General features: G+C 64.7%; 15 protein-coding genes and 1 riboswitch. Of the genes, 6 read left to right on the forward strand and 9 right to left on the reverse strand.

Going from position 1 to position 20,481, the window contains the following annotated elements:
* The first annotated feature begins 3 nt into the window (after nt 1-3).
* Genes J4G32_RS12810 through J4G32_RS12820 form a run of 3 tightly spaced genes read left to right on the forward strand, consistent with a single transcriptional unit; the run spans nt 4 to nt 2,215 of the window.
* Complete coding sequence (locus J4G32_RS12810; RefSeq protein WP_210493768.1) at nt 4-951, forward strand: ABC transporter permease; 948 nt, start codon at nt 4-6, stop codon at nt 949-951.
* A 5-nt stretch (nt 952-956) separates the two neighbouring features.
* On the forward strand, nt 957-1,781 hold the full coding sequence (locus tag J4G32_RS12815) for an ABC transporter permease (protein ID WP_210493772.1): 825 nt from the start codon (nt 957-959) through the stop codon (nt 1,779-1,781).
* Entirely contained in the window at nt 1,778-2,215 is a 438-nt protein-coding gene (locus J4G32_RS12820) for a GNAT family N-acetyltransferase (protein ID WP_210493782.1), read from the forward strand. The genes J4G32_RS12815 and J4G32_RS12820 overlap by 4 nt, the downstream gene beginning before the upstream one ends.
* Here J4G32_RS12820 and nagA read toward each other — a convergent pair.
* The 8 genes from nagA to thiB form a co-directional block, all read right to left on the reverse strand.
* Entirely contained in the window at nt 2,212-3,345 is a 1,134-nt protein-coding gene (gene nagA / locus J4G32_RS12825; RefSeq protein ID WP_210493790.1) for an N-acetylglucosamine-6-phosphate deacetylase, read from the reverse strand. The two genes, J4G32_RS12820 and nagA, sit on opposite strands and share 4 nt — an antisense overlap.
* Nucleotides 3,345-4,400 (reverse strand): SIS domain-containing protein, encoded by a 1,056-nt coding sequence (locus tag J4G32_RS12830; protein WP_210493794.1) that lies wholly within the window; start codon nt 4,398-4,400, stop codon nt 3,345-3,347. The genes nagA and J4G32_RS12830 overlap by 1 nt, the downstream gene beginning before the upstream one ends.
* A complete protein-coding gene (locus tag J4G32_RS12835) occupies nt 4,390-5,175 on the reverse strand; it encodes a GntR family transcriptional regulator (protein WP_210493802.1) in 786 nt (261 codons plus the stop codon). The genes J4G32_RS12830 and J4G32_RS12835 overlap by 11 nt, the downstream gene beginning before the upstream one ends.
* On the reverse strand, nt 5,168-6,058 hold the full coding sequence (locus tag J4G32_RS12840) for a glucosamine kinase nucleotide-binding domain-containing protein (protein ID WP_210493807.1): 891 nt from the start codon (nt 6,056-6,058) through the stop codon (nt 5,168-5,170). Before J4G32_RS12840 ends, J4G32_RS12835 begins: the two co-directional genes overlap by 8 nt.
* A 234-nt stretch (nt 6,059-6,292) precedes the next feature.
* The gene (locus J4G32_RS12845; protein ID WP_210493811.1) at nt 6,293-8,593 is read right to left on the reverse strand and encodes a putative bifunctional diguanylate cyclase/phosphodiesterase; all 2,301 of its coding nucleotides are present in this window, start codon (nt 8,591-8,593) and stop codon (nt 6,293-6,295) included.
* A gap of 168 nt (nt 8,594-8,761) precedes the next feature.
* Nucleotides 8,762-9,448: a thiamine ABC transporter ATP-binding protein gene (locus J4G32_RS12850; RefSeq protein WP_210493815.1), complete on the reverse strand. Its 687-nt coding sequence runs from the start codon at nt 9,446-9,448 to the stop codon at nt 8,762-8,764.
* Nucleotides 9,435-11,009: an ABC transporter permease subunit gene (locus J4G32_RS12855; RefSeq protein WP_210493819.1), complete on the reverse strand. Its 1,575-nt coding sequence runs from the start codon at nt 11,007-11,009 to the stop codon at nt 9,435-9,437. The genes J4G32_RS12850 and J4G32_RS12855 overlap by 14 nt, the downstream gene beginning before the upstream one ends.
* 8 nt (nt 11,010-11,017) lie before the next feature.
* Complete coding sequence (gene thiB / locus J4G32_RS12860) at nt 11,018-12,019, reverse strand: thiamine ABC transporter substrate binding subunit (protein ID WP_425515517.1); 1,002 nt, start codon at nt 12,017-12,019, stop codon at nt 11,018-11,020.
* 75 nt (nt 12,020-12,094) lie between these two features.
* A riboswitch (TPP riboswitch) is annotated at nt 12,095-12,202 on the reverse strand.
* 103 nt (nt 12,203-12,305) lie between these two features.
* On the opposite strand from thiB, the gene solA reads away from it, so the two are divergent.
* The gene (gene solA / locus J4G32_RS12865) at nt 12,306-13,505 is read left to right on the forward strand and encodes an N-methyl-L-tryptophan oxidase (protein WP_343232647.1); all 1,200 of its coding nucleotides are present in this window, start codon (nt 12,306-12,308) and stop codon (nt 13,503-13,505) included.
* On the opposite strand, the gene J4G32_RS12870 is transcribed toward solA, so the two are convergent.
* Nucleotides 13,502-15,823 carry a Tex family protein gene (locus J4G32_RS12870; RefSeq protein WP_210493823.1) on the reverse strand — a complete coding sequence of 774 codons (2,322 nt, stop codon included), beginning with the start codon at nt 15,821-15,823 and terminating at the stop codon, nt 13,502-13,504. The two genes, solA and J4G32_RS12870, sit on opposite strands and share 4 nt — an antisense overlap.
* A 173-nt stretch (nt 15,824-15,996) precedes the next feature.
* On the opposite strand from J4G32_RS12870, the gene J4G32_RS12875 reads away from it, so the two are divergent.
* Nucleotides 15,997-17,313, forward strand: a complete 1,317-nt coding sequence (locus tag J4G32_RS12875; protein WP_210493825.1) for an Hsp70 family protein — start codon at nt 15,997-15,999, stop codon at nt 17,311-17,313.
* An 88-nt stretch (nt 17,314-17,401) separates the two neighbouring features.
* A complete protein-coding gene (gene ppc, locus J4G32_RS12880; protein WP_210493826.1) occupies nt 17,402-20,170 on the forward strand; it encodes a phosphoenolpyruvate carboxylase in 2,769 nt (922 codons plus the stop codon).
* Nucleotides 20,171-20,481 lie beyond the last annotated feature (311 nt).

The following is a 20,481-nucleotide window of genomic DNA, read 5'->3' on the forward strand; positions in this document are numbered from 1 at the left end:
CGCATGAACCGCGTCATTCTCACACGCCTGTTCGATCTCGTCGTCGTCCTGTTTGGCGTGTCGATCATCGTCTTCCTCATGATCCGGCTGATTCCCGGCGACGCGGTTGCCATCATGCTCGGGGCCAATACCGAGATCACGCCGGAGCGCATGGCAGAACTCAACCGGCGCGTCGGCCTCGACCGGCCGCTGGTCGAGCAATACCTCCTGTGGGCGGGGGCCGCCCTGCGGGGCGATTTCGGCACCTCGCTCTGGACCGGGCGGCCGGTGGCCGGCGAGATCCTGATCCATCTCTGGCCGACCCTCGAACTCACCTTCCTGGCGCTCGTCATCGGCGCCGTGCTGGCAGTCCCGGTCGGCTGCCTGATGGCGCAGACCCGGGGCGGCGTGGCGGATGTGGCGATGCGCGTCGGCGCGATCGCGGGCCTCACCATCCCGTCATTCTGGCTCGGCATCGTGCTGATCCTTCTGCTGTCGAGTCTTGCGCCCGGATTTTCGTCGCTCGGTTACGTGCCCTTTTCGCAGAATCCCCTGGGTAATCTCGAGCGCATGATCCTGCCGGCGGTTGCCTTGGCATTGCCGATTCTCGCCAATCTCTCCCGCCTCGTGCGCTCCGCCATGCTGGATGCTCTCGGTCAGGACTACGTGCGCACGGCGCGCGCCAAGGGGCTGACGGAGCGGCGGGTGGTCTACAAACACGCCCTACGCAATGCCATGATCCCCTTCCTCACCAGTGTCGGCATCATGACCGGCTACTTGCTGGGCGGCGCCATCGTCGTCGAGCAGGTCTTCGCCATTCCGGGTCTCGGCCGCCTCATCCTCGGGGCGATCGCCGAGCGCAACTATCCGCTCATTCAGGCGACCATCCTGGTGGTGACGGCAGGCTTCGTCTTCGTGAACTTTCTGGTCGACATGCTCTACATGTTCGTCGATCCGCGCGTGCGGGCATGACCGTGATGGCACGCCTCTCCCAGAACAAGCTCCTGACCTTCGCGGTCATCCTCGTCGCGGTGCAGTTGTTCCTCGCCCTCGGGGCACCCTTTATCGCGCCCTATGACCCGATGGCCCAAAGCGTCGCCCGGCGTCTCAGGGGACCGACCCTTCTCAACTGGCTCGGCACCGATCAGCTTGGCCGCGACGTGCTCACCCGCATTCTCTACGGCTACCGCACGTCGCTTATCGCGTGCGTGATCGCCGTCGGCATTGCGCTGCTCGCCGGAGGCACGCTGGGATTGATCTCGGCCTATTACCGCGGCTGGCTCGACCGCATCGTCATGCGGCTGATGGACGTGCTGTTTGCTTTCCCCGTCATGCTGCTGGCGATCGGCATCATCGCGGTTCTCGGGCCCCACACCTACAGCGCGGCGGCGGCGATTGCGGTCGTCTACACGCCGATCTTCGCTCGCCTCCTCCGAGGACCGGCGCTGGTCCTTTGCGAGAGTGAATACGTGGCGGGCGCCAAGGCGATCGGGGCATCGGATGCGCGTATCATCTTCCTGCATATCCTGCCCAACCTCGCCTCGGTCATTCTCGTCCAGACCAGTCTGCTGCTGTCCGCGGCCATTCTCGTCGAGGCGTCGTTGTCCTTCCTTGGTCTCGGCACACAGCCGCCGACGCCGTCCTTGGGGTTGATGCTGGCCGAAGGCCGGAACTTCCTCCTGCTGTCGCCCTGGAGCGCCATCTTCGCCGGCTTCGGCATCCTGTTCCTGTCGTTCGGATTCAACCTCCTGGGTGACGCGCTGCGCGACACCCTCGATCCCCGCCTGCGCGGCCAACCATGATGCTTCGCGCAGCCCGGGAAAGCGATATTCCGGCGTTGGCGCGGGTGGCGGCGCGCTCCTATCGGGCGGCGTTCTCGGAGATCCTCGACGATGTCGCGATGGGGAGCCGAGACACGGCGTTCTTCGAAGCGCGGTTCGCCTCCTGCTGGCAGGCTCTCGTCGTGGCCGAGGACGATGGCCGGTCGACCGGGTTCCTGCTGGTCACCGATGGCCATATCGACATGCTGTTCATGGATCCGGCTGCCATCGGAAAGGGCGTCGGTGCGAAGCTCCTTGCGCACGCGGAGAAGAACGGCGCGCGCACGCTCGAATGCTTCCGCGACAACAAAGCTGCCCGCAGATTCTACGAGCGTCACGGCTGGCAGGTGGCGCGCGGCTATGATCGCGACTTCGCGGGCCGAACCTACGCCTTCGTCTTCTACGAGAAACGCTAGCCTGCCGCTCCGCCGATCCATGTCTGCTTCACGGTAAGGCCATCATCGAGCAGGACAAGGTCGGCGCGGTAGCCGGGCGCGATGCGTCCCATTTCATGGTCGAGCCGCAGGAAGGTCGCCGCGTTCAACGACGCCATGCGCAGGGCATCGGGAAGCGAGACGCCCAATCGGTTGACGGCATTGCGGACGGCGCTCGCCATGTCGAGATCCGATCCAGCAAGAGTCCCGTCAGCGGTGGTGAGTTTGCCGTCGCGGCGGTAGATCGTCCGCCCATGCAAGGGGAATTCCGAAAGATCCGTTCCCGTGACCGCCATGGCGTCGGTCACCAGCATGATATGCGGCGCGCCTTTCGCCGCGATGGCGATGCGCAGGGAGGCATCGGACACATGATGCCCGTCCACGATGATCCCGCACCATGTGCGGCCGCTGTCCAGAGCCGCGCCCACCGTGGCGGGATCCCGCCCGGACAAGGGTGGCATGGCGTTGAAGAGATGGGTGAACCCGCGCAATCCATGGCGGCAGGATTCCATGATCGTCTCGTAATCGGCCGCTGTATGGCCGGCACAGACGATGACGCCCTCCTGCGACAGGCGGCCGATGGCCGTCATGGGGTTCATCTCAGGCGCCAGGGTCACAAGGGTGCGGCCTTCCCGCGAGGAGGTGAGGATCGCGATGTCGTCGTCGTCAATGGGGCGCATGTAGGCGGGGTCGTGGACGCCCTTTCGCTCCGGGTTGAGGAAGGGGCCCTCCACGTGAATCCCCAGCACCCCCGGCACCTCGGCCGCGAGTGCCTTGCCGACGGCGTCAACGGCCTCGGCCATGCGTTCGCGGCTATCGGTGATGAAGGTGGGAAGCAGACCCGTTGTGCCGTAGGCGCGGTGGGCGGAGGCAATCGTGCGCAGGCCCTCGAGCGTGCGGACGTCGTTGAACATGACGCCGCCGCCACCGTTCACCTGCGTGTCGATGAAGCCCGGCGCGAGGAGCCCTGCGATCTCCTGGCGCGGGACTGTCTCGTCGAGTTCGCTCTCGCTCACCACGGCCGCGATGCGGTGGTCGTCGATGATGACGGCCCAGCCGTCGAGACAATGCGTCCCGTCGAACACACGAGCGCCGGTCAGGGCAAAGCGCATCACACGGTCTCCGTGACTTTCAGCAGCCGCGGCGGCTTGTCAGGATTGCGGCCACGCGCATGGGCGATCGCGTTGACAAGGGGATAGAAGCTCTGGATCAGCGCGATGGGCGCCAGATAGGGATGAATGCCCTCGCCCGATGGCAGCATGATGGAGGCCGGGCCCTCGGCAGCGCCCGCCACGACGACGGGAATCGCCTGGCCGTTCAGCTTCGTCACAAGATCGTTCACGCCGCTGAGGGTCTCGTCGCGCTGGCTCAGCACGAGAATCGGAAAGTGGTCGCCGGCGAGCGTCCACGGCCCGTGCATCAGCTCGGCCGAACTCATCGCCTCCGCATGGATGCCAGACGTCTCCTTGAGCTTGAGGGCCGCTTCCTGGGCCACCGCGAAGCCGACGCCGCGCCCCACCACGAAGAGGTTGTCGGCGCGCGACAGAAGCGGCAGGGCGGCCGACCAATCGGTGGAGACCGCCGTGTCCAGCACTTCCGGCAATCCCTCGAGAGCCGCCAGCAGAACGCTGTCCTGCGACCAGTGAGCCACGAGCTGGAGGCCGGCGGCAAGTGCTGCGATGAACGACTTCGTGGCCGCGACGCTTTTCTCGGGGCCCGCATGGAGCGGCAGCACGATTTCGCAGGTTGCCGCCAGCGGCGATTGCGTGTCGTTGACAAGCGCAACGGTCAGCGCGCCGTCATCCCGGCCGGCTTGCGCCAGGTGCAGGATATCCGGGCTCCGGCCAGACTGGGAGACGGCGAGAAAGAGCGCGTCGCGCATGCGCGGCCGCGCCGCGTAGACCGATGTCACGGAGGGTCCGACGGAGGCGGTCACGAGCCCTGAATGGATTTCGAGCAGGTATTTCGCGAAGGTCGCGGCGTTGTCGGACGAGCCGCGTGCGCAAGTGACTGCGAAGGGGGGAGGCAATGCGCGCAGCCGTGCGCCGAGATCGCGGCAGAGTGGCGCATTGGCGGCGAGCAGGCGCGCGACGACCTGTGGGGCCTCGCGGGCTTCCCGCAACATCGCGGTGGCGGCTGGGTCGAAAGCGTCGGCGTCAGGAGGCATCGGTTGGAATCCGGTCCGGCTGACCGATCGTCAACTCGGCGACAAAATCATAGGCATCGCCCCGATAATAGGACGACGTGAACTCGACCGCCTCGCCCGAGGCGGTGAAGGACCGGCGCTCGATATAGAGCGCCGGACTCTGCGGCGGTACCTTGAGAAGGCCTGCCTGCTCGGCGGAGAGCAGAACCGCGTGCAGACGTTGCAACGCGCGGCTTGGCATCACGCCCTGCTCGTGCAGGACGGAATAGAGCGATTGCTTCACCAGCGACGGGTCTGGCAGAAACCGGCTCGGCACGACCGCATGTTCGATCGCCATCGGCACCCCATCCGCAAGCCGGAGGCGGTTGACCCGGCTGACCAGATCGCCCGGCGACAAGCCGAGCGCCATCAGCTCGTTGGGAGCTGCCTGGCCGACCGAGCGGCTCAACAACACAGCGGATGATGGCAGGCCGCGCGCCGACATGTCGTCCGTGAAGCTCGACAGCCGGGATAGAGGTTGTTCGATCCGTGTCTGCGGCGCGATGAAGGTGCCCGATCCCCAGCGTTGGACAAGGACGCCCTTCTTGACGAGCCCGTTAATGGCTTTGCGAACCGTGACGCGGGAGACGCCGAGTTGCTTGGCGAGGTCCCGTTCCCCCGGCAGCGCGTCGGCCGTCTTCAGCGCCCCGCGCTGCAAGGCATCCTCGATCGATTGCTGCAACTGAATGTAGAGCGGTGTCGGGTTGTCCTCGTCGAGCGGTGTCAGGTCGAGGGATTCGAAGCCGGGGCTAAGCATCGTTGCCCTCCATGAAGAGACCGCGTGCCAGCAGGATTGCCCCGTCGAGCGCATCGCCGAGCGGCGGCGTGATGGCGTGCTGCACCGGTGGCGGCAGCCATGGCCGTAGTGGCTCGGCCAACCCGCCGAAGAGGCATAGGGCGGGAGCGCCAAGATCGAGGAGCCGCAAGGCGATCTGCGACACATCGGCCGCGGCCCGTTCGATCACGTCCAGAGCCAGTGGATCACGAGCCTCGGCATGCTGGAGAACGACCGGCGCGAAACGCGCGAAGTCGCCCGGGCGAGCGCTGCCGACCCAATCGATCAGGGCCTCCGGGCTGTTGCCGAATTCCGCGAGTATGGTTGTGGCGAGCGTGGATCCGGGAAGGCGTCCGTCACGGGTCCAGATCGCGCGGCGAAGGACATCGCGCCCGATTGCGGCCCCGCTTCCCTCGTCGGAGATTTCGTGGCCCCATCCGCCGACATAGTGGCGCGCTCCGGCCACGCTTGCGTAGCCGCATGACCCTGTGCCGATGATCAGGATCGCCCCGTCCTTCCCGCCAAAGGCGCCAAGCCAGGCCGTATGTGCGTCTGTCTCGACAGCCATGGCCGCAAAGGGATGGGGCAAGGTCATGAATTGTTGCAGCGACGTGGCCTGGCCTGCTCCTGCAGCCCCCATGCCAACGTAGGTCCGCGCCCAATCGGCCTCCGTGAGGCCGGCCTCACCGGCCGCCGCGCGGGTTGCGGCAAGCACCGACCGCCACACCAGCGCGGGATCGAGGCGCACATTGGCCGGGCCACCTGACCCTTCACCCAAGAGCCTGCCACTGGCATCGCGCAGGCGTGCGCGGCACTTCGTGCCGCCGCCATCGATACCGAGAAACAAGGGGTTTTGCGTGGTCAAATGGGGGGCCGATCCTGTGCACGCCGCGGGGACGCGCCGTTGCGCCAACCATGCCACTTAATGTCCAGTTCGTGAAGGCCCTGGACGATCCGCGGCGATGAGACCGTCGGGTGCGAGCGAGAACGAATGGGCCTTTCCGACAAGCCCGTGGATGCGCGCGATACCACTAGAAGAGCACTTGGCCGTGCTCTGCGCGCTTTCGTGAGGGCTTTTTTCGCGGGGCTGATCGTTTTGTCAGGCGCAACGGGCCCGCTGCCGGTCGAGAAAATGCTGTACTTCCTCCATTGGCATCGGCTCGGCATAGAGATTGCCCTGCGCCTGTGCGCAGCCGCGCGACCTCAGGAATTCGGCCTGCTCCTCCGTCTCGACACCCTCGGCGATCACATTCATGCCGAGGCTCAATCCCAGTTCGATCACCGCCTGGACGATCGCCGCGTTCTCCGAATCAGTCTCCAGATCCGTGACGAAGCTCTGGTCGATCTTGATGTCGTCGACCGGAAACTGCTTGAGGTGAATGAGAGACGCGTAGCCAGTCCCGAAATCATCCAATGCGATGCGGATGCCGCTGTCGTGAAACTGCTTGAGCGCCGTCACCACATGGGTCGAACTGCGCCCGAGGAACACCGTTTCGGTGATCTCGACCTCCAGCCTCTCGTTGGGAACGCCGGCCTCCTGGAGGATGTCGATGAAGCGCTTGGCCAGCCCGATCCAGTTGAACTGCGCGGTCGAGAGATTGACCGCAACACGGCCGCAATCGATGCCGCGGTCGAGCCATCGCCGGATATCGCCTGCGACCTGCCGAATCATATGTTCGCCGACCGTAATCGACAATTCAGGGTCCTCGAAGGCGGTGAGAAACGAGGCGGGGGTCAGGAAGCCCTGTTCGGGATGCTGCCAGCGCGCCAGGGCCTCGAAGCCCGTCACCTTGCCCGAAACAAGGTCGACCTTGGGTTGGTAATAGGGAATGATTTCGCCAAGCCGCACCGCCTCCTGAATCTCGCGGCTCACGGTCGCGCGCTGTTCGATTCGATGGCGCATGTCAGGCGTGTACGCTACCGCCCGGTTGCGCCCCTGCGCCTTGGCTGCATAGAGGGCCAGATCCGCGTCTTTGAGAAGCTCCGTCGGCTTGCGATCATGTTCGGGAAATCCCGCGACTCCGATGCTTGCAAGGCCCGAGAGAACTTCGTCGCCGTGGCGGAACGGAAAACGCAGTTCCGAGAGCACCTGCTCGGCGAGGCTCATGGCATTGGCGAGCAGAATCGGCTCGATGACGACGATGACGAACTCGTCGCCGCCCAGCCGGGCGACGGTATCGCACTCGCGCATCATCACCTTCAGGCGATTCGCGGTCTCCTTCAGCAGAGCATCGCCCGCATCGTGGCCCATCGTATCGTTGACGGTCTTGAGGTTGTCGAGATCCACCAGAAGGATGCTGACATGGGTGCCGTTGCGCTCGGCTTCGGCCAAAGCCTGCTCGAGGCGGCTCTGGAAAAGCCCGCGGTTGGGAAGGCCGGTGAGGGAATCGTGGCTGGCCGCGCGCCACACCCTCTCCTCGGCCGCCTTGCGCTCGGTAATATCGACCACAGCCGACATGACGAAATGTTCGCCGCGGATCTCCACCATGTCGCCGGCCACCAGGACGGCGCGGAGCGTTCCATCCGCCAGGCGGATGGTGGTTTCGAATCCGGTGACGCGGCCATCCTGGGCGAGTTTGTCCAGAAAGATCGCGCGATCGTCAGGGTTCTCATAGACCTCGGCGGCCGAGCGGATCCCCAATGTCTCGGGCTCGATCCCGAAATAGCGGATCGCGGCGTCATTGGTGGTGACCAGCGTGCCGTCGGCGCGGGATACGATGAGGGGAATCGGAACGGTCTTGAACATCGTCTCGAACATCGCCCGGCTTTCGACGAGCGCGTCCTTGGCCTCACGGGCTGCCTGCGTGGCGGCCCACTCGGTGCGTTGCAGCCGGTTCGACCGGGTGACGACCAGAATCAGCGCGAGGTTGAGCGTGACCATCGCCAGAATCAGCCCGGTCTCGGTGGGGTTCGCCTTCTCGGGCAAAAGGTACCCGCCGAGCAGCAGAATGCTGCAGGTCACGCCGGCTGTCACGGTCCAGCGAAAGGATGTCGGGACGACCAGATAATAGATCGACGGCAGCAGAAGCACGACGAAGAGGGCGAGATTGCTGTGCGAGCTGACCAGAAAGGCCACGCCGATTGCGGTGGCAAGTTCCCACAGCAACATCAGCCGCTGCGCGTGCTGAAAGGTCGTCGCCCACCTGACCAGCCAGACGCAAAGAATAGACACCGCAACGACTCCAACCCGCGCCGGAATCGCCACGTAGAAGTGCGGATCGCCGTAAAATCGCCAGTCGCTCAGCAGGAAGAGGGCGTTCAGCACGGAGGAGAGCAGAAAAAGCACCCGCACATGCCGGAGGGTGTCGGGAAGACGCTCCGCCTGGAAGGCTGCCTCTCTGCCCGGCGCGCGAAACTCGCCGCCCAGGGGGGTTAGGGGATGAGAGGACGTCTCTGACATGGGAGTGTGACGGGGCTCGTCCTCTGGTGAGTTGCGGAAAACGGGCCGAAACGCTGTCAGACCCTAGCGGACAAAACTGCCCGGCCCAAGGAATATAAGACACTACTCCGTATGCGAAGCACGGCGCATTATCGCCGCGCGGCGACGGATCAGAGCATTCCTGCCAGGCTAGGCAGAACGGTCGGACGACCACGGCCGGCTCATGACCTCGGCCGGCGAGCCGGACGCCACAACGCGCCCCTCGGCGACAAATGCCATCTGGTCGGCCACATCAGCCACCTCGTCGGGGGTGTGGATGGTCATCAGGATGGTGACCGCCCGGTGGCGTCGCATGGCGTCGACCACGAGGATCATATCCTCGCGCAGCGCCGGATCAAGGCTGCTGAAGGGCTCGTCCAGAAGGATCAACGGGCGGCGCGACACCAGCGCCCGGGCGAGTGCGACCCGCTGGCGCTGGCCGCCCGACATGTCCTCGGGTCGGCGCCGTTCCAGCCCACTCAGCCCGACCGCCGCAAGAGCGTCCACCACGGCCTCCCGCTCAGACCGGTCGAGCCGCAGCGAAGGGCGCAGGCCGAGGCTGGCGTTCTCTTCCGCCGTGAGATGCGGAAACAGGTTGTGGTCCTGGAAGACCATGGCCACCGGTCTTTTGGCTGGCGGCAGCGGCAGCAGGTCCTGTCCATCGAAGCTAAGAGCGCCGCTTTCCGGCGTCTCGAACCCGGCGATCATGTGCAGGAGCGTGGTCTTGCCCCCGCCTGACGGTCCCACGATGGCGCATAGCGCCCCGGCTGCCACCGTCAGCGTGTACTCAGCCCTGAAATCGGGCCAGACAAGACGGCAATTCTCAATCCGCAGCATGGGACATCCGGCCTGACAGGTGAGCGAGACAAAACGCCATGGCAAGGATCAGGAGGCCGATGGCCGAGGCCTCATCAAGGCGATAGGCTCCGAGACGCTCGTAGAGCAGATAGGGCAGGGTGCGCAGTTCAGCGCCACCAAAAAGCGCCACGATTCCGAAATCACCGAACGACAGCGCCATCGACAGGGCAAACGCCGCGGCGAACGGCCGTCGCAGCATCGGCCAGTCCATGATCGAAAACCTCGACCATCCCGACAATCCCAGGGTCTGCGACAGCCTTCCATAGCGTTCTTCCGCGATGAACTGGCGGGGCGCGATCGACCGATAGGCGAAGGGGAGGGCAGCAAGCCCGTTGATGAGCGGGAGGAGCAGAAAGCCTGCCTGCGCGGGTTCTACAAATCGGCGCATCATCAGAAACAGTCCGGCCGTCAGCGCAAAGGGCGGAACCGCCAGCAGCAGATTCGGCAGGATGTCGTAGAAGGCGGCAACGGCGGGCGACCGCGACCGAAGGCGCGCGCGGCGCGCGGCCGCCCCAAGCGCCAGCGCCAGCAGGCATGCGACGGCAGCGGCGGCCGTGGCGATGGCAAGGCTGGTGGCGAACGCGACCGCCACATCCCTGTCCAGCACCGCGCCTATGAAGGCGATGCCACTCAGCACACTCAGGAGAAGCGGCCCGATGAATACCGATGCGATTATCAGAACGCCAACATCGACGCGCTTCAGCGCCCGATGGCTCCGGTCCGTCCGCGCCGCCGGCAAGCGTGTTGTCAGGGCCGCGGGCGGCCGAGTGAAAGCGCGGTTCAACGCGAGGGTCACCGACAGGCAGACGGCTATCTGCACCAGGGCGAGCCAGGCGGCGCGGCCGAAATCGAAATCGATCTTGAGCGCCTCGTAGATGGCGACCTCGAGAGTCGCCCGCCCCGGACCGCCGCCGAGCGCCAGCACGATGGCAAAACTCTTGAAGCAGAGCAGGAACACGAGACTCGCCAGTCCGGGCAGTTCGGCTCGCAAAACCGGCCAGTCGAGATGGCGAAATGACTGACCGGGGGTGAACCCGAGGCTCGACGCCAGGCGCCATTGCTCCGCCGGCACCACGCTCAGGCCATCAAGCACGATCCGAGCGACGAAAGGCGAGTTGAGGAACACATGGGCGATGAGAATTCCGGGATAGCCGAAGATGCTGGCGTCGCTGCTCCAGCCCAATACGCTCAGGCCGCTCGCGATCCATCCGCTGCGACCATAGACGCTGATCACCGCCAGCACCGCGACGATCCCGGGGATGACCATCGTCGTGCCCAGCGCTGCCAGCACGGCGTCACGGCCGGGAAACCGGCGCCTTGCCAGCGCCAAAGCGAGTGCGGTGCCAAAGCCGATCGACAGGAGCGTGGAGAGAGTCGCCTGTGTCAGCGAAAAGACAAGGACGCGAAACAGATAGGGACCGATCGACAGAAGCGTCGGCTTGCCGCCGTCGATCGTCACGAGCGCGATGAAGCTGCCGCCCACGAGAGCAAGAATCGCGAAGGCGACGATGCTCCCGGGATGAGGCAGCGGCAACCGCATGGGGGGCCTTAGCGGGAGGTGGCGTTGAGCCACTCATCCGTGAAGGTACGCCGGTTCTGCTGCACCTCCTCGGGCGTGTACAGCAGGGTCTTCGAGGGTTTCACGAGATCCCGGAACGCTGCCGGAAGGCCCGCCGCCGGGTCTTTCACCGGCATCATCCAGTTGCCCTCGGGCATGGCGGATTGAAACGGCTCGGACAGGACGAACGCCATGAACGACTTGGCAAGTGCAGCCTGCTTGGTCGTCCGGGTCATGCCCGCCAGTTCGACGTGAAGGTAATGTCCCTCCGTGAAACCTGCCGCCTTGAAGTTGTCCTTCTTCTCCGCGACCGCATGGTAGGCGGGTGAGGTCGTGTACGACAGAACCATGTCGGCCTCGCCTTTCATGAACAGCCCATAGGCTTCCGACCAGCCCTTCGTGAAGGTCACGACGCGCGGCTTCAGGCGGCCCCACGCCTGTCCTGCCTCATCCCCATAGACCTTGCGCATCCACAGCATGAAGCCGAGGCCGGGTGCACTGGTCCGGGGATCCTGCAGCACGATCTTCGGCCCGTTCGGGCTGTCGACAAGCTCCTTCAGGCTTTTGGGCGGGTTGGGGAGCTTGTTCGCGTCGTAGACGAAGGCGAGATAGCCCCAGTCGAAGGGGATGAACGTGTCGTCCGACCATGCGATCGGCAAAGAGAGATTTTTGACGTCCGCCTGATGGGCGGCGAAAAGTCCAAGCGCTTTGGCCTCGGCGGCGAGATTCATGTCGAGGCCGACGACGACATCTGCCTTCGTGCTCTCACCCTCCAGTCGCAGCCGCCCGACGAGGCTGCCGGCATCCTCGGCAGTGACGAACGTGAGCTCGCAGCCGCAGCCTGCCTCGAAACGATCCTTGATGAGCTTGCCCGGCCCGTATTTCCCCGCAAAGGACCCGTAGGTATAGACCGTCAGCACGGGCCTGGATTGCGCCGCGGCAACGCCGATCGATATGGCAAGCAGGCCTGCGGCAAGAACAAATTTGCGGATCATCAGACGACTCCCATGCAAAAAGACAAGCCGGACGGTCGGCATAACGTGCACGGGGCGCAGCCAGGTGGATCTGCGAGATCGCATGCTCATTCCCTCCGCCGGCATAACCCGGATCAGGTTCAACGGGTCGACGGCCTGGCCGCCTCTCAGCCCTGATCGTGGGCTCCCCGTGAGACGTCCCGCTTCTAGACCAGTTCCGACACCCTCACAAGCTTGGTCACAGGCGCGGTTGCGGGGCGTTTGAATTTCTGCTTGGGATAGGGACGGGCGTTAGGAGATTACAGTGTCGAACGGGTCTGAAACCTATGATGTCGCTGTCGTGGGTCTGGGGGCGATGGGCGCGGCGGCGCTCTACCAACTGGCCAGGCGAGGGGTGAGGGCCATCGGCATCGATCGCGATCATCCTCCGCACGATCGGGGATCAACTCACGGCGAAACGCGGATCACTCGGCAGGCGGTCGGAGAGGGCGAGGCCTATATGCCGCTGGTTCTGCGGGCCCACGATATCTGGCGCGAGCTTGAGGCCGAGACCGGAGAGACGTTGTTGACGGCATGCGGCTGCCTGATTGTCGGGTCGGGCGCTGGAGGAGCGGGAACACGACGGGCCGACTTCTTCGCAACGACGCGTCACGCGGCCGAGCATTTCGGGATCGCCCATGAGATGCTGAGCGCGGCCGAGATCCGCTACCGCTTTCCGCAGTTTACGCCGCAGGATCACGAATCCGGATATTTCGAACCGGGCGGCGGCTATGTCGACCCAGAGCGTTGCGTGTCGGCGCAGATCCGCCGCGCGCGCGAACTCGGCGCCACGCTCCGCCTCGGCACGACAGTGCGGGCGATCACGTCGGATCGTCACGGGGTGCGCATCGACACCAATGAGGCCGGCATCATTCTGGCCGCGCAGGTTGTCGTTGCTGCCGGGTCCTGGGCGCCCGCACTTCTGGGAGCGCCTTTCGACACGATCCTGTCGCCCTGCAGGCAGGTCATGCACTGGTTCGCAATCGACGACGCGCGGCTCGCGGATTGGCGCAGAAGCCCCGTCTTCATCTGGACCCATGGGCCCGCGCCATCCGACATGTTCTACGGCTTTCCGGCGCTTCCGGGCCAAAGGGTCATGAAGACAGCCGGCGAGCAGTACGACGTGACGACCGATCCTGACCATGTCGAGCGCGTCGTCGCAGCAGACGAGGGAACCGACATGTCTGCGGCGCATCTCGCTGGTCGGCTTGCGGGTCTTGCAAGCGCGCCCGAGCGTTCGGTGACGTGCCTCTACACGGTCACACCGGATTCGCATTTTCTGATCGACCGGCATCCCGCCCACGAGCGCGTCCTCGTCGTCTCGGCTTGTTCGGGGCATGGCTTCAAGCATTCGGCCGGGATTGGCGCGGCCGTCGCCGATCTCACCACAACGGGGATCAGCGACCTCGATCTCGCGCCGTTTTCGCTCGCCCGTCGAAACGCTGCACGCGCCGTTTCCGGCTAGCGCGGCTTGTCTGACAGACCTGCGCGCCGCAACGCGTCGGCCAACGCGCCGCCGCCGGTATCCTTGGCGGTCGATGGCTTTTTGCTGTCGTATTTCTGGAACGCCACGCGCTCCTGATTGCTTGGAGCCGCTGGCCTTTTCTCGACCGGATCGCTCATGCGCATCGTCAGCGCAATGCGCTTTCGCGCGGGATCGATCTCAAGCACTCTGACTCGCACCACGTCGCCCGGTTTGACGATGCTGCGCGGGTCCTTCACGAAGGTATCGGCGAGGGCCGAAATATGCACGAGGCCGTCCTGGTGCACGCCGATATCCACGAAAGCGCCGAACGCCGCCACGTTGGTGACGACGCCCTCGAGAATCATGCCGGGCTTGAGATCGCTGATCTTCTCGATTCCGTCCATGAAGGTCGCGGTCTTGAATTCGGGGCGCGGATCGCGACCGGGCTTCTCGAGTTCGGCCAGGATATCCTTGACGGTTGGCACACCGAAGGTGTCGTCGGTGAAGCGTTCGGGCTTCAGGCCCTTGAGAAGCAAGCCATTGCCGATGAGGACCTTGATGTCGCTCTTGGTCGCCTCGATGATCCGGCGGACCACCGGATAGGCCTCTGGGTGGACGCCGGAGGCATCGAGCGGATCGTCGCCACCGGGAATGCGCAGGAACCCCGCCGCCTGTTCGAAGGTTTTCGGACCCAGCCCCATCACGCCCGACAGGGCCTTGCGGGTGCGGAACGGTCCGTTCGCGTCGCGGTGACTGACGATATTCTGTGCGACCCATTCGCCCAGTCCCGACACGCGTGCCAGCAGCGGCGCGGAGGCGGTGTTCAGATCAACACCCACCGCGTTGACGCAGTCTTCCACCACCGCATCGAGGGATCGCGACAATTTGTGCTCTGCCAGATCGTGCTGGTACTGGCCGACGCCGATCGATTTGGGGTCGATCTTCACGAGTTCGGCCAAAGGGTCTTGCAGACGTCGGGCGATCGAGACCGCGCCGCGAATCGACACATCGAGATCCGGCAGTTCCTGACTGGCGAAGGCGGACGCGGAATAGACCGACGCGCCGGCTTCCGACACCATGATCTTGGTCAGGCGGAGATCCGGGTTCGCGGCCACGAGTTCCGCCGCGAGCTTGTCGGTCTCGCGTGAAGCCGTGCCATTGCCGATCGCCACCAGCTCGACCTTGTGCGCCCGGCACAGGCGACCAAGAACCTGCAGTGTTTCGTTCCATTGACGCTTGGGTTCGTGCGGATAGATGGTGTCGGTGCCCACGACCTTGCCGGTTTCATCCACCACCGCCACCTTCACGCCGGTGCGGAATCCGGGATCGAGGCCGAGCGTCGGGCGGGCGCCGGCGGGTGCCGCCAGCAGAAGGTCGCGCAGGTTTCCGGCAAAGACCTTCACGCCTTCATCCTCGGCCAGTTGCCAAAGGCGCATCTTCATATCGAGCTCGATGGTGTAGCGCAGCTTGGTGCGCCACGCCCATCGCACCGTGTCGAGCAGCCAGCGGTCACCCTTGCGTCCTTTGTCGGCGATGCCGAAGGTCGTGGCGGTGCGGCCCTCGTAGGGGCTTGCATAGGTTGGCTCGGCGCTATCCTTGTCCTCCTCCATCCGCAGATCGAGGATCTCTTCCTTCTCGCCCCGGAACAGCGCGAGGATGCGGTGAGACGGAAGTTTCGGCAGCGGCTCGGAAAAGTCGAAATAGTCCGCGAATTTGGCCCCGTCGGTGGTCTTTCCCTCGCGGACGCGCGACGTCAGGCGACCCCGCTGCCAATAGGTGTCCCGCAGGGCGGCGAGCAGTTCTGCATGCTCGGCGAATCGCTCGACGAGAATCGCGCGGGCGCCCTCAAGGGCTGCCTCGGGCGTGGCGATGCCCTTGTCGTCGGCCACGAAGGCGTGGGCGACGACAAGAGGCTCCTGTGTCGGATCGGTCAGCAGCTGGTCGGCGAGGGGCTCCAGGCCTGCTTCGCGCGCAATCTGCGCCTTGGTGCGGCGTTTTGGCTTGAAGGGCAGATAAAGGTCCTCCAGGCGCGCCTTGGTGTCGGCGGCGCTGAACTGGACGAGCAAGGCATCCGTAAGTTTGCCCTGCTCGCGGACGCTGTCGATGATTGCCTTCCGGCGATCCTCGAGTTCGCGCAGGTAGCGCAGGCGTTCGTCCAGGGTTCGAAGCTGCGTGTCGTCGAGCGTTCCGGTAACTTCCTTTCGGTAGCGGGCGATGAACGGGACTGTGGAGCCCGCGTCCAGCAGCGCGATGGCTGCCTTGACCTGCCATTCCTGGGCGTTCAATTCCGCGGCGATGCGCTGACCGATGGACTGCATGAAACCTCCGAACGTAAGGCGCGGCTTCTACGGTGCGAGCCCGCCTCCGGTCAACAATGGGGGGTCGGGAGTCCATCGCGTCCGACATCAACAAGGGCGATTTCGCTTGGCCTGTCCGACGGTCGCGTATAGACGATGCGGCCCCGTCCGCCCCGCCTTCCACGAGAGTTCCCATGCCCGCCGCTAGCAGCGATCTGTCCATCGGAATCGATTTCGGGACGAGCAACACGGTCGTGGCGATTGCCGATCCGAGCGGCCGGGTCGAGGCCGTGACGTTCGAGCATGACGGCGCCCAGCTCAAGGTTTACGTAACGGCATTGTGCTTCTGGGACGAGCGTCACGGCAATGGCCGGCGCACCCATGTGGAAGGTGGACCCTGGGCCATCGAGCATTTTCTTGACGGCTTGCACGCTCATCGGTTCATCCAGTCGTTCAAGACGTTTGCGGCCAGCGCCACCTTTCAGGAAACCCGCATCTTCCGCGACCGGTATCGCTTCGAGGATCTTCTGGGGGCCTTCCTGCGCACCCTGATCCGGCATGGGGGCGCCGCCGTGGACCTGACGGCACGCAACGTGGTGGTCGGCCGTCCGGTCACGTTTGCGGGCCACAATCCCGACGATGCGCTGGCCATGCAGCGCTATCGCTCGGCCTTTGCAGGGCTGGGCGCCGACACGGCGACCTATGTGTACGAACCCGTCGGCGCCGCATTCTTTTTCGCCCGCCAGCTCGACCATGACGCCACGGTTCTGGTGGCCGATTTTGGCGGCGGCACAAGCGACTTCTCGGTGATGCGCTTTTCGCGCGCGGCGGGCGTTCTCAAGGCCGAGCCGCTTGGCCATTCAGGGATCGGGATTGCGGGCGACGCCTTCGATTATCGCATCGTCGATCGGGTGGTCTCGCCCCGCCTCGGCAAGGGCGGCTCCTATCGGTCGATGGGCAAGATCCTGACGATCCCCAACCACTATTACGCCAATTTCGCCCGCTGGAATCAACTGGCTCTCATGAAGGGCAGTGGCGACCTCAAGGAACTGCGGGAGCTCGCGCGTGTGGCCATCGATCCTGCGCCGCTCGAGAAGTTCATCGAGATCGTCGACTACGACCTCGGTTTCGCGCTTTATCGCGCCGTCTCGAACGTCAAGCTCGCGCTGTCCTCCGCCGAGGAGGCCCTTTTTCAATTCAGGGGAGAAGGTGTCGACATCACGGCGCCGGTGACCCGCTCCGATTTCGAAGGCTGGATCGCCGACGACGTCGGCAAAATTGCCCACACGGTCGACCAGGCGCTCGCGGTTGCGGGGGTACGGGCGGAAGAGATCGAACGGGTCTTCCTGACCGGCGGCACCTCGTTCGTGCCCGCCATCCGGCGGCTCTTCATCGATCGGTTCGGGGAGACCCGGCTGACCTCGGCCGATCAGTTCGAATCGATCGCATATGGGCTCGCCCTCATCGGACAATCCGATAACCCTACCCAATGGGCAGCCGGAGAGCCCTAGGTCTGCCGCCACGAGATGGCGCTTGCGGCGGGAGGGTACAGGGCGTTTATTCGCAGGTGCAGCATTTCTCTTCAAGCGAGGCCGACCTTTGTCCGCTAACCCTCTCGACACCACGCCCACGAAGGATCTTCCGCTTCGCGACGATATCCGCCTGCTCGGCCGGCTTCTGGGGGACACGATCCGCGAGCAGGAAGGCGAATCGGTCTTCGAGATCGTCGAGCGCATCCGGCAGACCTCCATCCGCTTCCATCGGGAAGAGGACGTGGCGGCACAGCGCGAGCTGGAGACGACGCTGAACAGCCTGTCGCGGGTTCGCACCAACCAGATCATCCGCGCCTACAGTTATTTCTCCCATCTGGCGAACCTCGCGGAGGACCAGCATCACGTTCGACGGTCGCGGGCGCATGCCATGGCGCAGTCCGGCCCGCGCCCCGGCACGCTCGCCAGCGCCCTCGCACAGGCCTCCGCAGCAGGCCTGAAACAATCAGACCTGGCGGCGTTCTTCGCCAGCGCTCTGGTCTCGCCGGTGCTGACGGCCCATCCCACCGAAGTTCGCCGCAAGAGCACCATCGACCGCGAGATGGAGGTCTCCGACATCCTCGTGCGGCGCGACCGCCAGAGCCTGACGCCCGCCGAGCTCGCCGACAGCGACGAGGAATTGCGGCGGGCCATCCTGACGCTGTGGCAGACCAGCATTCTTCGGCGGAACCGGCTGAAGGTCATCGACGAGGTGATGAACGGCATCTCCTACTACGACTACACCTTCTTCGAGGAATTGCCGCGCCTCTACGCTTCGCTCGAGGATCAGCTTGTCGCGATGGACCCGGTCTGGAACACGGTGGAGCTGCCGTCCTTTCTGCGCATGGGCAGCTGGATCGGCGGCGACCGGGATGGCAATCCGTTTGTGACCGCCGACGCCCTGCGCCAGGCGCTGCTGCTGCAGAGCCAACGGGCACTGGGTTTTTACCTGGAGGAGGTCAATCGCGTGGGCGGTGAATTGTCTCTTGATGGCGATTACGTGGCAGTGTCCGAGCAGGTGGAAGCGCTGGCGGCGTCCTCGCCCGATCATTCGCCGCATCGACAGGGCGAGCCCTACCGTCGCGCCCTGTCGGGAATCTACGCGCGGCTGGCGGCCACCGCCGAGCGGCTGGGTCACAGTCAGGTTGCCCGTCACGCGATCGGGGCGGCGCCGCCCTATGACACCGTCGATGAGCTGGCTGGCGATCTCGCGGTCATCCACCGCTCGCTGCAATCGAACGGCTCCGGCCATCTTGCCCGCGGACGGCTGCGCAAAATCCGCCGCGCTGTCGATGTGTTCGGGTTCCATCTTGCCAGCATCGACATGCGCCAGAATTCCGACGTCCATGAGCGCGTCATTGGCGAGTTGCTGGAGAAAGCCACCCCGGGGACCGGCTACGCGCAGCTTTCGGAGGAGGATCGGGTGAGACGCCTCCTGGAGGAGTTGCAGACGCCCCGGCTGCTGTCCTCGCCGTTTGAGGACTATTCGCCGGAGACGATGTCGGAGCTGGCGATCGCCCGCGAGGCGGCCAACGCGCACCGACTTTATGGTCCTGCCTCCGTGCCCAATTACGTGATCTCCAAGGCGAGCGATCCGTCGGATATTCTCGAAGTCGCGCTTCTCTTGAAGGAAGCGGGCCTGTTACGTCCCCGCGACGGCGAGATGAGCGTCAATATCGTGCCGCTCTTTGAGACCATCGACGATCTGCGCAATGCCGGCCGCGTCATGGAAGCGCTGTTTACGCTGCCGGACTACATGCGTCTGGTGCGCAGTCGCGGCCAGGCGCAGGAAGTGATGCTCGGCTATTCCGACAGCAACAAGGATGGCGGCTTTCTGACCTCGGGCTGGGAGTTGTACAAGGCCGAGATTGCGCTGATCGACGTGTTCGAGCGGCACGGCGTGGGCCTACGCCTCTTCCATGGCCGGGGCGGTTCGGTTGGCCGCGGCGGCGGCCCAAGCTATCAGGCCATTTTGGCGCAGCCGGGCGGGGCGGTGCAAGGCGCCATTCGCATCACGGAGCAGGGCGAGGTCATTGCCGGCAAGTATTCCAACCGCGAGCTCGGCCGTCGCAATCTGGAAATTCTGGCGGCTGCGACCCTCGAGGCGTCTCTCATGCATTCCGGGCAATCGGCCCCGCGCCAGGACTATCTTGCCGCCATGGAGGAACTATCCGACAGCGCGTTCAAGGCCTATCGCGGGCTCGTCTACGAGACCGAGGGCTTCGAGCAGTACTTTTGGGAATCGACCGTGATCGGCGAGATCGCCAATCTGAATATCGGCAGCAGGCCCGCGTCGCGCACCAACTCACGGCGGATCGAGGATCTGCGCGCGATCCCATGGGTCTTCGGCTGGGCGCAATGCCGGCTCATGCTACCCGGATGGTTCGGGTTCGGATCCGCGGTGGATGCCTATCTGGCGGATCATCCCGAGACCGGTCTGGCACTGTTGCAGGAAATGTATCGCGATTGGCCGTTCTTCCGGGCGCTGGTGTCGAACATGGACATGGTGCTGGCCAAGAGCAACATCGCCATCGCGTCGCAATATGCCAAGCTTGTCGAGGATGTGGCGTTGCGGGACGCCATTTTCCCGCGCATCCGTCGCGAATGGGAGAGCGCCATTGCCAAGCTTCTGATGATTTCCGAACAGGAGACGCTTCTCGACGGCAATCCGCTGCTGGCCCGCTCCATCCGCAATCGCTTTCCCTATCTCGACCCGTTGAACCACCTGCAGATCGAGCTTCTCAAGCGCCATCGTGCGGGCGATCGGGACGAACGCGTGGTGGAAGGCATCCACCTGTCGATCAACGGCATTGCGGCCGGTCTGCGAAACAGCGGCTAGGGGAACGCGCGGCCAGGGCAACCTGTTGGATAAAGCGAACGCTGTATCGAGCGTTTGACCCATCGACAGGAGACGGCGAGGCCCCGGGGAGACAAGTCCCGTTCCGTGTCGGCCAAGCAGGCTGCTGCTACCCGCAAGCGCACGCAGCGACGGCGTGACCCACGCAAACCGGAATTATCGGCACCGTACAGGAACCGCTCCAGGCGGCCCAGGTTATCACAATTCTAGACTGCGGGCGCGCCGCCAACGGTGCGTCTTGGCTGCTCCAGATATGTGGAACCTCATATGGACGCTTCCTCGCCCTTGAAATC

It is taken from the genome of Microvirga antarctica (genome assembly GCF_017921815.1).
GTDB lineage: Bacteria > Pseudomonadota > Alphaproteobacteria > Rhizobiales > Beijerinckiaceae > Microvirga > Microvirga antarctica.

Coding starts and splice junctions, on each gene's coding strand:
- J4G32_RS12810 (WP_210493768.1), top strand. CDS start 4: ATGAACCGCGTCATTCTCACACGCCTGTTCGATCTCGTCGTCGTCCTG.
- J4G32_RS12815 (WP_210493772.1), top strand. CDS start 957: ATGGCACGCCTCTCCCAGAACAAGCTCCTGACCTTCGCGGTCATCCTC.
- J4G32_RS12820 (WP_210493782.1), top strand. CDS start 1,778: ATGATGCTTCGCGCAGCCCGGGAAAGCGATATTCCGGCGTTGGCGCGG.
- nagA (WP_210493790.1), bottom strand. CDS start 3,345: ATGCGCTTTGCCCTGACCGGCGCTCGTGTGTTCGACGGGACGCATTGT.
- J4G32_RS12830 (WP_210493794.1), bottom strand. CDS start 4,400: ATGCCTCCTGACGCCGACGCTTTCGACCCAGCCGCCACCGCGATGTTG.
- J4G32_RS12835 (WP_210493802.1), bottom strand. CDS start 5,175: ATGCTTAGCCCCGGCTTCGAATCCCTCGACCTGACACCGCTCGACGAG.
- J4G32_RS12845 (WP_210493811.1), bottom strand. CDS start 8,593: ATGTCAGAGACGTCCTCTCATCCCCTAACCCCCCTGGGCGGCGAGTTT.
- J4G32_RS12850 (WP_210493815.1), bottom strand. CDS start 9,448: ATGCTGCGGATTGAGAATTGCCGTCTTGTCTGGCCCGATTTCAGGGCT.
- J4G32_RS12855 (WP_210493819.1), bottom strand. CDS start 11,009: ATGCGGTTGCCGCTGCCTCATCCCGGGAGCATCGTCGCCTTCGCGATT.
- J4G32_RS12870 (WP_210493823.1), bottom strand. CDS start 15,823: ATGCAGTCCATCGGTCAGCGCATCGCCGCGGAATTGAACGCCCAGGAA.
- J4G32_RS12875 (WP_210493825.1), top strand. CDS start 15,997: ATGCCCGCCGCTAGCAGCGATCTGTCCATCGGAATCGATTTCGGGACG.